This window comes from Priestia sp. FSL W8-0524 (assembly GCF_038005965.1).
GTDB lineage: Bacteria > Bacillota > Bacilli > Bacillales > Bacillaceae_H > Priestia > Priestia zanthoxyli.
Genome location: NZ_JBBOUG010000001.1, coordinates 1958985 through 1971622, shown reverse-complemented (window position 1 = coordinate 1971622; position 12638 = coordinate 1958985). Strand labels below are relative to the sequence as shown.

The 12638-nt window shown below is 38.9% G+C and carries 11 protein-coding genes; 5 read left to right on the top strand and 6 right to left on the bottom strand.

The features are described 5' to 3' along the window. Nucleotides 1-2: 2 nt before the first annotated feature. From NST66_RS09875 to recQ, 4 genes are all read right to left on the bottom strand, one after another. The gene (locus NST66_RS09875) at nt 3-1451 is read right to left on the bottom strand and encodes an aldehyde dehydrogenase family protein (RefSeq protein ID WP_033578929.1); all 1449 of its coding nucleotides are present in this window, start codon (nt 1449-1451) and stop codon (nt 3-5) included. 82 nt (nt 1452-1533) lie between these two features. After that, nucleotides 1534-2517, bottom strand: coding sequence for an agmatinase (gene speB, locus NST66_RS09870; RefSeq protein ID WP_098626385.1), 984 nt, complete (start codon nt 2515-2517; stop codon nt 1534-1536). 217 nt (nt 2518-2734) lie between these two features. After that, a complete protein-coding gene (locus tag NST66_RS09865) occupies nt 2735-4111 on the bottom strand; it encodes a sigma-54 interaction domain-containing protein (RefSeq protein ID WP_033578927.1) in 1377 nt (458 codons plus the stop codon). Between the two features lie 114 nt (nt 4112-4225). Continuing rightward, nucleotides 4226-6361 carry a DNA helicase RecQ gene (gene recQ / locus NST66_RS09860; protein WP_049164445.1) on the bottom strand — a complete coding sequence of 712 codons (2136 nt, stop codon included), beginning with the start codon at nt 6359-6361 and terminating at the stop codon, nt 4226-4228. A gap of 271 nt (nt 6362-6632) precedes the next feature. On the opposite strand from recQ, the gene NST66_RS09855 reads away from it, so the two are divergent. The 5 genes from NST66_RS09855 (at nt 6633) to NST66_RS09835 (ending at nt 9270) form a co-directional block, all read left to right on the top strand. After that, complete coding sequence (locus NST66_RS09855; protein ID WP_033578925.1) at nt 6633-7052, top strand: hypothetical protein; 420 nt, start codon at nt 6633-6635, stop codon at nt 7050-7052. Nucleotides 7053-7388: 336 nt separating this feature from the next. Further along, the gene (locus tag NST66_RS09850) at nt 7389-7715 is read left to right on the top strand and encodes a general stress protein (RefSeq protein ID WP_013056955.1); all 327 of its coding nucleotides are present in this window, start codon (nt 7389-7391) and stop codon (nt 7713-7715) included. 120 nt (nt 7716-7835) lie between these two features. Further along, complete coding sequence (locus NST66_RS09845) at nt 7836-8093, top strand: hypothetical protein (RefSeq protein WP_028413424.1); 258 nt, start codon at nt 7836-7838, stop codon at nt 8091-8093. A 264-nt stretch (nt 8094-8357) separates the two neighbouring features. Continuing rightward, nucleotides 8358-8912, top strand: coding sequence for a DUF3231 family protein (locus tag NST66_RS09840; protein ID WP_033578924.1), 555 nt, complete (start codon nt 8358-8360; stop codon nt 8910-8912). A gap of 64 nt (nt 8913-8976) precedes the next feature. After that, the gene (locus tag NST66_RS09835; RefSeq protein ID WP_025752303.1) at nt 8977-9270 is read left to right on the top strand and encodes a hypothetical protein; all 294 of its coding nucleotides are present in this window, start codon (nt 8977-8979) and stop codon (nt 9268-9270) included. Between the two features lie 26 nt (nt 9271-9296). Here NST66_RS09835 and NST66_RS09830 read toward each other — a convergent pair whose 3' ends face one another. Next, nucleotides 9297-11474 (bottom strand): FUSC family protein, encoded by a 2178-nt coding sequence (locus NST66_RS09830; RefSeq protein ID WP_033578923.1) that lies wholly within the window; start codon nt 11472-11474, stop codon nt 9297-9299. Between the two features lie 187 nt (nt 11475-11661). After that, on the bottom strand, nt 11662-12477 hold the full coding sequence (locus NST66_RS09825) for a hypothetical protein (protein WP_033578922.1): 816 nt from the start codon (nt 12475-12477) through the stop codon (nt 11662-11664). Between the last annotated feature and the right edge of the window lie 161 nt (nt 12478-12638).

Genomic DNA, 12638 nt, shown 5'->3' with positions numbered 1-12638 from the left:
TTTTATTGATACCAATTGGCTCGAGCTAGCTTGGAATTTGTATTCACATGTTTTATTTCAGTAAAAGCAGCTAATCCTGATGGGCCTAACGCCCGGCCAATGCCGCTTTCTTTAAAACCGCCCCACGCCGTTTCAATATGAGGCGTATGGTAGCCGTTGATCCAAATCGTTCCCGCTTGAAGATGTTCAGCAACTCGCTCTGCTTTCATTAAATCATTCGTTAAAATCCCTGCAGCTAAACCAAATTTTGTGCCGTTAGCAAGGGCTATGGCTTCTTCTTCACTTGAAAAAGATTGAACGGTAATGACGGGACCAAATATTTCTTCTTGGACGACTTTCATATGCTGCTCCACGTCAACGAGCACCGCTGGCGTTATATAGTTTCCACCTTCGCAGTCAATTAACGTTCCTCCTGTTAATAAATTCGCACCTTCTTCTTGACCTAGCTTAATAAAACTCTGTATTTTATTCAGATGCTCCTTGCTAATAACCGGACCCATCTCCGTTTCTTCTCTTAACGGATTACCAATTTTTATAGCAGCAACAGCTTCCGTAAGAGCAGAAAGAAACGGCTTATAAATAGATTCGTGTACGAGTATACGCGATGAAGCTACACACACTTGTCCTTGGTTAAAAAATGAGCCAAACATTGTCCAGTCTACTGCAATATTAATTTCGCTATCTTCAAAAATAAGAAGCGGAGATTTCCCTCCCAGTTCAAGCGAAACTCTTTTCATCTCTTTTGCACACTGTTGATAAATACGTTTGCCTGTTTCTGATCCTCCTGTAAAAGAGACTTTGGCTACGTCTTTGTGTTCAACAAGGGCACTTCCCACTTCACCGTCTCCTGTAAGTAAATTAAACACGCCTTCTGGTATACCAGCTTTTTTACATAGTGAAGCTAAGTTTAAAAAAGAAAGCGGCGTTAATTCTGACGGCTTAAACACCACCGTATTTCCAGCTGCTAATGCAGGAGCCAGCTTCCACATGCCAAGCAGCAAAGGAAAATTCCAAGGAACGATTAGCGCGCATACCCCAATAGGTTCTTGAATGATTTTACTGTTTGTGTCGTCGAACATGTTCTTTGTCCACGGCTGATTTTCTTTTATTAAATGTGCGTAATATCTTAAACAATTAATTGTATCTTCAATATCTAACTGCGCTTCTTTTATCGGTTTGCCAGTATTCAATGTTTCTGTTTCAGCGAATATACTCGCTTCATTTTCTAATAAGTCTGCTAGTTTCGTAAGCACCTCTACACGCAGTGATTTATTTTTCTTCCATTCACTTTGTTCAAAAGCCTGTTTTGCTTTACCTACCGCTTCCTCTACTTGTTGAAGCGACGAATCAAACACTTCCGCTATAATCTTATTGGTCGCTGGGTTGATTATTTCTCTTTTACATGGTTTTGCTTGTTTCTTATCTATTTTTACATTTACTTGCCCGTTCATAGTCAAACACCCCTCATAGAGAACTCTTATATAAAAATGGGAAGATACTAGTACCTTCCCACTTTTACCGTCTTGCTTATATTCAGTCGCGTGCTTTCACTAACAGCGCTTCTTCTTCTTTTGCTTTTTTTCTTAACGCAATAAGGGTAATAAATTCATAGACCATATTAGCGGCCGCCGCTGCTGTAATTTGGCCATGATCATAAGCTGGCAGTACTTCTACTAAATCAAAACCGACAAAATCAATATTTGTTAAGCCTCGAACGAATTGAAGCGCATCGTCAATACTTGCACCTGAGACTTCAGGCGTTCCTGTTCCCGGCGCGTAAACTGGATCTAAAAAGTCAATGTCAAACGATAAAAATACGGGTCCTTCCCCTACACGCTCATGAATAATGTCTAGCATTCTTTCAACGCCAAGCTTTTTATATTCATTTGTCGTATACAGAGCTAGACCTAAGTTCTTTGCATCTTCTAAATCTTCAATGCCGTACAGACCGCCTCGCATACCAATTTGAATCGAGCGCGACACGTCGATTAACCCTTCTTCAATTGCTCGTCTGAATACCGTACCGTGATTGTATTTCTGTTCAAAATAACTATCCCACGTATCAGAATGAGCATCAAACTGGATAAGTGCTACCGGTCCGTGCTTTTTCGCGATAGCACGAAGTTCACCAAGGGTCATCGAATGATCACCGCCCAGTGAGATAGGAATAATTCCTTCATTCACAACCGGTGCTAGCCCTTCTTCAATTTTTTTATACGTTTCTAAAATATACCCGGGAACCACTGATAAATCGCCGTAGTCCACGCCTGAGATGTAATCAAAAATATTAATCTTTTGTTCTGGGTTATACGGACGAAGCAAAATGGAGAAATCTCGAATAGCTTCCGGCCCAAAACGTGCTCCTGTTCGAAAAGATTGACCTGAATCAAATGGAATACCCGTTACAATAAAATCCATCTCTGAATTTACTTGTTCTACATACGGAAGTCTCATAAACGTTCGAGGTCCACAAAAACGCGGAGATTCAAATGAATTTTTCGGCTGATATTTTGGCATAATTTATTCCTCCTAGTGGGTTTCATTCATTAGCGCCGCATCATTATTTTAAATACTGACGCTTTTTATTTAGATACTTTTTATTAATGCAAAATGCATGCCAATTTTTATCGCCTTATTCCGCGCAATTATGGACGATTTTTAATTCATAATAGAATCAAAACAAAAAAACTGATTCAGTATTGAATCAGCTAATTCATTTTGAATTAAAATTTCATTATTTTATATTGTACTTTCGTAAACGTCTTACGACCGTAGGCTGACTGATTCCTAGTGCATTTGCCATTTCATACGTTGTTTGACACTGACGATGAGCGCGAATTAGCCAGTTTTTCTCTACTTCTGCAAGTGCTTGCTGAAGCGTCATTCCTTGAGAGGTTAACGTGTCCAGAGGCTCCCATTCTTCTTTTTCACTGATGCTATTTTCTGAATAAAACGGGAGGTCTTGAGGCGAGATGCTGTTTTCATCCGTTGTTAACACAAGGCGTTCAACTGTATTTTCAAGTTCGCGCACATTTCCGGGCCACGGATGTTCAAGAAGCAGATTTAATGCTTCTGCGTGAAAAAATTTCTTCATGCTATATTTTTCATTTTGTTTATGTAACACGTGATAAAGCAGTGCCGCGATGTCTTCTTTTCGCTCGCGAAGCGGCGGAATGGTAATCGGAATAACGTGTAAACGATAAAACAAATCTTCACGAAACGTTCCTTTTTTGACCATTTTTTCAAGCGGCTGATTTGTGGCTACAATCAGCCTGAAGTTTACGTGTTTGGCTCGTTCACTTCCAATTTTGGTGACTGTTTTTTCTTGTAGCACTTTTAACAGCTTCACTTGCATATCAAGAGGCAGCTCTCCTATTTCATCTAAAAAAAGCGTACCGTTATGAGCTAATTCAAACTTTCCTATTTTCCCTTTTGTACTGGCACCTGTAAAAGAGCCTGCTTCGTATCCAAACATTTCAGATTCAAACAAACTAGCTGGAATGGCTCCGCAATTGATTTCAATAAACGGCTCTTCTTTTCGTTCACTTCCATAGTGTAAAGCGCGGGCAAAAGCCGTTTTACCAACACCCGATTCACCTAGCAGCACAACCGTTGCATCGCTGTCTGCCACACGATTAATAATCGACCATACCTTTTTCATCGATTCACTTCGTATGACCATATCATTCGACTGCTGTTCACGAAGCTCTTCCACTTCTAGCTGATATGTTTTCATTTTCACTTCGAGCTGCTCATAATCTTCTTTTAAGCGCTGAAGCTCTGTTAAATCATGCGAAAAGCTGATGACTCTTTTCATACACTGATGTTCATCATACACGGGAATACCGGTTGCCATTACAACTTTACCCGTTTCTGTTTGTTGCATCAGCTGTACTTCTTTCTTTTTCTTTAACACTTCAATCGTAACGGAAGGTGAAAAGATCCCACGGTCTTGCAATTCGTATACGGTTTGTCCGACTAACTCTGACACGTCATACCCGTATATATCACGGCAGTTTTGACTCGCTCGTAAAATACACCCTTTTTCATCAGTGATGACGATATTGTCGTTAGAAGCATGCAAAATAGCTTCAAGCTCTCGTTCAATCATCTCAGTGCAGTACCCCTTTTTATTTGATCTGATTTTTCAAATATTTATACCTTCTATTTTATCAGTAAACTCGCTTATTCAACACAAAAAGCTCCTTTAATAGGAGCTTTTTGTTTAAGACAGCTGCTTCATTTTTTGTTTAAACAGTGCTACTTTAATCATAAAATAAGTAATGTTTTCAGGTAATTCTTCTTTGATTGGTTTTAACTTTTCATCGCCTACTGAGGAAGCAGCTTCTAAAATAAGCTGTTCGTCCTCCTCTGAAAGAAAAGGAGCCCAGTCAATTTCTTTTTCTTCTTCCGCGCATTTAAACAAATGATTTTCAATGGTAATGCGGCTCAGTTCACGTTCTTCAGCAATTTCATCTAACGATTTCCCTTGTTGAAATAGCTCATACGTCATTAAGTGAGAGCCTTCTTTTGATGAAGCTCTTGCTTTTTTCGGAGCAGGCGCTGAAACTTCTCGCTTTCGGTCTGGATGTTCTTCACAAAACTGTTTGATTTCAGTCGTGAATCGTTCTCCGTATCGCTCTTGTTTTTGTTCTCCCACTCCATTTACAGTGGCGAACTGTTCAATAGTTACCGGAAGTTTTGCACACATATCATGAAGAGTATCGTCTGAGAAAATGACAAAAGGAGGCACGCCGGCTTCGTCTGCTAGCTGCTTTCGAACGGAGCGCAAATGAGCAAACAACTCGTCGTCTTGGACAATTTGCTTCACTTCCATTTGTTCTTTTCTCATTACTTTTTCCGTACCAAGAAGCACGCCTTTTCCTTTGGCCGCTACGGATAAAGTAGGAAATGACCCTTGTCCTACTAAAATAAACTGCTCTGAAATCAAATACTCGATAAAATCGCTCACTTCTTTAGCCGACCGGTCGCTCATGACGCCGTACGTTTTCAGTTTATCAAAACCAAAATCAACTACTTTTTTATTTCTAGAGCCCGTTAACACTTGAGCAATCATCATTTTACCGAAACGTTCGCCCATACGAATCATACAAGACAACACTTTTTGCGTATCAACCGTTACGTCTATTTCCACGCGATCATCTGTACAGTTGCTGCAGCGGCCGCACTCATGCGCTTCACTTTCTCCAAAATAATGAAGAATATACGCCTGCAAGCATCCTTCTGTATGACAGTAGTTCACCATACTTTGCAGCTTTTCAAGATCTTGAATCTGCTTTTTAGGATTCGACGTTGACTGTTCAATCAAAAAGCGCTGCACGCGAATATCTTGAGGTGAATAAAGCACGATACACTCACTTGGAAGTCCATCACGACCAGCACGTCCTGCTTCTTGATAATAACTTTCCATATTTTTCGGAAGCTGATAGTGAAGAACAAAGCGAATATTGGATTTATCGATCCCCATTCCGAAGGCAGACGTGGCTATCATTACCTGGACATCATCTTGAAGAAAACGGTTCTGCTCTTCATCACGGCTGTTTGTGTTCATACCAGCATGGTATTTTGACACGTTAACTCCTGATTTTTGCAACCTAGCGTGAAGCTCTTCCACATCTTTACGCGTAGCTGCATAGATAATCCCTGCTTCTTGGTCATTTTTACGGATATACTGATCGATGTAACTAATTCGATCCTGACCTTTTACCACAGCGAACGATAAATTTTCACGTTCAAAACCAGTCATCACCGTGTACTCTTCGTTAATATGAAGAGCTCGGCAAATATCTTCACGCACTTGAGGCGTCGCAGTAGCCGTCAGCCCCATCACGATCGGCGCATTAGACAGCTTGCTGATGAGTTCATTGATACGCAAATAACTCGGTCTAAAATCATGGCCCCACTGTGAAATACAGTGCGCTTCATCTACCGCTACAAGCGGAATAGGAAGCATTTGAAGCTGTTCTAAAAACTGCGGAGACTCCAGTCGTTCCGGCGCTACATAAAGTAGCTTATATTCGCCAAGCGCCACTTCTTCTAAGCGCTGCTGTACCTCCGTGTGCGTCAGCGAGCTGTTAATATACGTGGCCGGAATACCAGCTGCGTTCAGCGTGTCCACTTGGTCTTTCATGAGAGAAATCAACGGAGAAATAACCAGTGTTGTTCCTTCTAAAAGCAACGAAGGAATCTGATAACAAAGTGATTTTCCTCCTCCTGTCGGCATAATACAAGCGGTATTGTGTCCTTCTAAAACATAACGAATCGACTCTTCCTGTCCTTTTCGAAATGAATCATAGCCAAAATAGGACTGTAAATGTGTTAAAGCGTGTTCAAATTGCAAAATAGTGTCCTCCTTTAAAATAAGTAGAAATAGTAGTTGAGGAAGTAAGTTAGAAGGAATTAAGACGTAGGATTTTATTTTATCAAATCTTAAGGGATGTTGCACAGAATTCGTCGATTTAAGGATATAGCAAAAATGATAAGCGAAAAGCCATCAATTTATAACCCTCTTTCCTATCACAAACAATCTTTTTATGTATGTCAGGACTCCTTTCCTAAAAATCTTTCCCCATTCCATTCTTTTTTCCTGTATACTTAAGAATAGGAAAGAGGTGCTTATCACGAGACATCCTGTAGAAACGATTTATTATTTAGAAAATCCACAGCGTAATATCTCAACATATGCTTCCACAACTCAGTTAACGGTTGAGTCTGTTGTGAAAGATGTGTTTGGTGTTGCTTGCGTAGCAGATATTAAAATTATGCTTCAATATAATAAAGAATTCCGCAAAAGTATTAGTCAATTACACAATGCGATGGACGATGATCTTACGTTAGAAATGGTTTTTCGAGTTGCTTCAAAAGAAGATTTGCTTCGATTTAAAAAACGTTTACTTGAAAGTAGTTTAGATGACGCAGAAACGTCAATAGACTGTCCATTCAGCGCAACCATTCAATTACAAGATGGTCGATATACATGGAACGAGTCTACTTCTGTTTATGAAAAACAAAAAGAACGTCTTTCATCTTAAATTTCTCTATTTTTATGTATGCAAAAAGCCTGGATCTTAGCTGTTTAAGATCTAGGCTTTTTGCAGTTTGTACTGTACCTTAAAAGGTCAAAAAAAAGATGCAGGAAAAAGGCTGGCTAAAGCCTTCTTCTGCTTATTGTCCGCCAGATTCTCCTCAAAGATAACCGCGCTGTTTCCTCTTCTCCTATGTTAGACTTTTTAACTCAATTTTATGAAATAGGTTTTATCTATTCCAATAACGTGTATACACAAAGCAAGGAGATAAGTTACTTAAACTTCTCTTCATTACTAAACATATTCTAGAAAGTTGTCTATCATACAAGGAGGTTTTTTGAAATGGTAAATGTAAAAGTAGTTGAAAATGGCGTACAGGCAAAAGATACAATCGAACAATTTTTGCGTGAAGGATTTACAAAAGACGAAGTTTATTTACTTGCACACCATCAAGATCGCTCCGAGGATTTAACAGCTGCAACAAATACAAACAATATCGGCCTTTCTGAACAAGGTGTTTTTGATGCGATTGCGAATGTATTTCGTTCTCGAGGAGACGAGCTTCGTGCCAAAATGCGTTCATTAGGCCTATCACAGCCGGAAGCTGAACGCTATGAAGAAGAATTAGATCACGGCAAAGTAATCGTGGTTGCATCAAAAGTTGCTTAATCTAAAAGCCCTACGGCAGGGCTTTTTTATTTTTGTCTTCTGCCCTTTTTCCCCTTTCATTAAAGAAGTCATCCTTACATATTATTATGAAGATAAGAGTTACTGTGAGGAGTGATATATTTGATTATAGGAATTGAGTACACAAAGCGTGTGAAAAATGGATTAGTCGTTAAAAATATTCCTTACAAGATACACGATAAACCTTGTGATGAAGGCTGCTGTAAAAATGATAAAACGATAGGCGTCAGAGACAAATTAAGGGTTAATTGGCTGTTAAACGTTTTTATGCCCAGTAAAAATATAACGGTATTTGATTATAAATATTGGTCAGAAGAGCTAACTTCTTTATGGAGAGAGTATCGGAGAAAAACTGTATAATACTCAAGATAAAAAATCTCCTTGATGAGCAAGGAGATTTTTTTCTATTGACTTTATCTTCTAGCACCAACCTATTTATTAAGCATTTCAACAATTTTTATACCTTTGGATGTTTGTACCATCACTATTATAAATTGCTGAATGGGATGCTTTTTCTTCCACTCATCATAATCAATTTTATATGTAACATTTCTTAGCTGTGTTTATCCTTTTCTGCTGAAGGTAATAATGAAGATGCATAAACTATATAAAGGGTGAAAAGTTATGATTAACGTCATTGAGACACTACTTGATTATATAAAGAACTCTTCTACAGATGATCCGCCCCCTCGCCCACATATCGGTGAGACTATGGGATGCTGGCTGTATTTTACTGCTTTAGCGGAAGAAATACCTGCCTTAGAAACTTGTCTTAATACAACAACCAACAGTGAATTGCTTAAGCTTGCTCAAGACTCAAAAAACCTGGCTGAATCTCAGATTGATACACTAAAAAAATTAATGATTAAAGAAGGAATTCCCCTTCCTGAAATACCGGCTACCAAACCGAAATCCGACCCTAACAGTATTCCATTAGGAGCAAAAGCCACGGATTCTGAAATCGCTAACTTAATATCTATAAAAATTGCCTCTAATATCGTCATGTGCAGCACGAATATGGGACAATCTATTAGAACCGATATTGGATTAATGTGGTTGAAATTCCACACTGAAAAGGTCATATTAGGATCAAAAATAAAAATTCTAATGCAGCAAAAAGGATGGCTCAAAATTCCCCCTTATTATTATCCACCTGGAGCCCCTCATAACTCTAATTGAAGTGTTCTTAGGTAAAACAGCATAGATAATCTTACATCCAACACATTTAACGAGGTGCTTAAACATGGATTTCCCAACAATTCATACAAACTTTTGGGACGCAGTCATTGGCGTTCCTGTCGTATTAATCGTGACGCAGCTCATCAAATGGCTTTTTCATCCTAAAAAGCAGTATGTTCCGACTATCGCTTTAGCTGTGGGCGTGCTTTTTTCAGTATTTATCAGTCACCCTCATCATATTATTGCCGGATTGTTTATGGGATATTTTTATGGATACGCCGCAATTGGAAGCTATGCCGGTCTTAAAACAACGTGGAGAACGATTAGAAAAGATACGTCTCCTTACTCATCAGACTAAAAAACCAGCGAGGTATTCGCTGGTTTTTAGCTTTCATTACTTATTTCTTCTGCTCCTAGATCTTTGGCTAAGTGAACAACCGATTGATTGATTTTCCATACGTAATAAATGTTATGCAGCAGCTGAAGATGCTGTAAGTTTCTTGATTGAACGGACGTATCAAAATAATCTAAAGATTGTTCAATCTTTTGTCTTACATCTTCAAGCGTGTATACATACGTTCCTCTTTCTCCTCGTAATGCTTTTTCAAGCTGAGTGAAGTTGCTTGCCACTTTCTCTTCCACTTCCTTTACTACGCCATGGAATTCTGCTTCCTTATAAAAAGCTTCGTTTCTAGTAGAAGAAGCTACCAAATGCTTGGCGTAATAATTAATGGCGGTAAAAACGGTCAAAAATTGCTGAAGACGTGAACGGCCAACGAAACCTTTGATAATAGGATCTGAATCGACATGAAGCTGTTTTAGCTTTTTTTCTAATTCCATTCCTTTATCAGCTAAATTGGCAAATGCGTACTGCTTCGTAAAACGATGTAAATAGGTGTGAACAAATTCTTTTAAAGCCGCTACGTATTCTACTGAAGTGTCGGTTATTTTATCTCTTGTTCTTTTAGGAAACACGAGAGCAGCTACGGCTAAACCGATTCCAACTCCTACGACCGTATCTAACACGCGGGCCAGCAATAAACTCTCTGAAATTCCGCCAAGAAGCATGTCATACATAAAGGCCAGCATCATCGTAATCCAAAAACTCATAAACGAATACGTAATGGGAAAGAAATAAAAAGCCATAAACACACAGATAAAGAGCAGCGTTACTTCAAGTATTCCAGGGGAAACGTAGCTTGCGACAATAAAGCCGACAGCTGCTCCTAAAAGCGTGCCTACGCTTCGCTGCACGGCTTTTACAAACGTACTTCCTATCGTTTCTGTACCGAGAAGAACTAAATAGCCTGCTAAAAGCGCCCAATATTGATGCGATGGAGATAAAAACGAGCCAAATATTAATGTCGCAACAGCAGTGATGACCGCTTGAATAGACTTTTTCGTAGACGGTTTTAATCCTTTTTCTTCATCATTATCCTCTTCGTCTTCTTGTTCTTCCGCTTCTTTTTGAGGCTGTTTTTCTTGTTTCACAATTGCTTGCTGCAGCTCATACGCTTCATCAATGACGTGATTTGATATCGTTTCGATACGGCGTATTAAGTAAAGCCAGTCTTTATATCTTTCGTCTTGAGGTTCGAGTTCGCTTAATTTTTGGCGCAGCTCTTGCAAATGCTGAGCTGCATCCGTTAAGGAATGAGTAGGATTTTCATTTAATACCTCTGCTTCGCGAATCGATTCCACTAGCTTTAACAGCACCTGCTGAATATCAAAATGATTAAATGCCTTTAATTCACTGAGTTTTCGGATCGCCGGAGAATATGTCTGCAGCAGCATCACTGTATCAAATACATAAAGGCGCATTTGCTCAGCTGTTACGCCAGGCCATATGTCGTGAGGATCTGTATTTCCAAGCTCTTCTGATGCTACACGGGCATACTCCGCTAGTTTTTTAATATTGCGGTTATACTGTTTGATTTGAGCTGGTTCAATTTGTTTCTTTTGAATTAACTCAATAATTAAATCAAGCACCAAATTTACTTGAATATGAAAGGATTTCATTGAAGACCTTAGCACGTTGGAAGGCCGGTCTTTAAAAATAACAAAATTATAGATAAATGCACAGCAGGCTCCTACTATAACGCCAGCTAACAGCCACGGCAGCTGAGAAAATGTAACGTGTAAAATAGCAGCAAAATAAAACGACATAAATGCTACCATCGACAGAGAGAAGTAGCGAATACCAAATTTCTGTAAATAAAAAGACAAAAACACCAATAGAACGAGAAAAACATTTTCTGCTTGTCCATATCGTGATAAAAACGAGCCAATTCCAAGAGAAACGGCGCTAGAAAGTGCTACTAAGACGGTTGTCACTTTTTTTGCTTTTGTTGTTTCATCATTTACAACCAATATACCCATCAGGCCGATTACGCCGGATAAAATAGCAGCGGTAATTTGAGAGCTTCCCGCTGCTTTTAATACAATCAGCATAATAACGACCGCTGTAATGACACTGATTGTAGCTTTAGAAGCTGTTTTGAGCCTTTTTCGTCCAGGATCTGCAGCGACTAAGCGACTAAACCAATATGAAAAAATAAACACCCTCTCCTTTCGTGCTGTAAAGTTCTTTGTAGAAAGAGTAATATTATTACTTATACCCTTTTTAATTCTTTTCTATCGTATGTAAGTATGTTTTTCACTATAACATTGCAAACGGCTAAAGAGCTAAACAAATGATTAAAAACACATCTGTTTTCTGTCAGATGTGTTTTTAAAAAATAATGGTTCATTACAGTGTAAGAGAAGAAATTTCCCACCCGTTTGTTAACGGATTTCTTTTTAAAGTAAAAACCATCGTTGTCTTGTGAGCCCCTTTATTTTCGTAATAAATAAGGCAATCTACGGAGATTTTCTCTTTTGTTTTATACTTTTTTGCATGAAATAAGTCCGTTTTATAATAAATGGTGGAGATACTATGCAGCTTTGCCCATAGCTTATGCTCTTGCTTTACGCGCAAAACCGGCTGCATTAAGGCATCGTCATCTTGCTTTAATCCGGTTAAAAACATATTGACGACTTCTGCCGGCTCAGCTTTTAATGCATATTCATCAAGCTTGCCTCCTGCTTTTAATACCATTAACTGATGACCTGGATCCACATTTTGAGACTTGTGAGTCGTACTTCCTGCAAAATGAATGCAAAAATGACCGGGGAATCCGTTGTCAAGCGCACCGGCTCCATGAGGCATTCCATTCATGGAAGCTGCAAGCATTTGGCCTTTAAATGGAATAAGAACAGCTCTTCGGTTCCAGCTCCATTTTCCATTATATAAGTGCTTCATTACTTTCGTATCTTGACGTGTAAGCGGCTGAACATCTGCATGGTGAGAACCTGCTCTTCGCTGCACATAAAAGTAAAAACCGGTTTCTACATCGATCACTTTAAATTTTTGCCCCTTCGGCAGTAAGGTTTCTACACGTTTCCACTTTAATACTTTTCCTGTGTCGCTTACCGGAAAGTACGTAAGGTTTTCTTCTGCTTTCATCTTTTGGGGATGCACAAAAAAACTAATAAGCATAAAGACTAAAATCATTAATTTTATCATTGTCTACCCTCATTACCTTGTAGTTTCTCTATGTAATATGCGAAAGTACACATACAATTATAAATAGAAATTTTTACACGCTCGGCTCATGGAAAATAATACAAAAAAGAGCTTGTGGATCCTATACATTAAACGGTTCATTTTATTCATACTAACAGGTG

Bases quoted from the DNA above. Each gene is read 5' to 3' on its own strand.
- NST66_RS09875 (WP_033578929.1), bottom strand. From the start codon at position 1,451: ATGAACGGGCAAGTAAATGTAAAAATAGATAAGAAACAAGCAAAACCA.
- speB (WP_098626385.1), bottom strand. From the start codon at position 2,517: ATGCCAAAATATCAGCCGAAAAATTCATTTGAATCTCCGCGTTTTTGT.
- NST66_RS09865 (WP_033578927.1), bottom strand. From the start codon at position 4,111: ATGATTGAACGAGAGCTTGAAGCTATTTTGCATGCTTCTAACGACAAT.
- NST66_RS09850 (WP_013056955.1), top strand. From the start codon at position 7,389: ATGGTAAATGTAAAAGTAGTTGAAAATGGCGTACAGGCAAAAGATACA.
- NST66_RS09840 (WP_033578924.1), top strand. From the start codon at position 8,358: ATGATTAACGTCATTGAGACACTACTTGATTATATAAAGAACTCTTCT.
- NST66_RS09835 (WP_025752303.1), top strand. From the start codon at position 8,977: ATGGATTTCCCAACAATTCATACAAACTTTTGGGACGCAGTCATTGGC.
- NST66_RS09825 (WP_033578922.1), bottom strand. From the start codon at position 12,477: ATGATAAAATTAATGATTTTAGTCTTTATGCTTATTAGTTTTTTTGTG.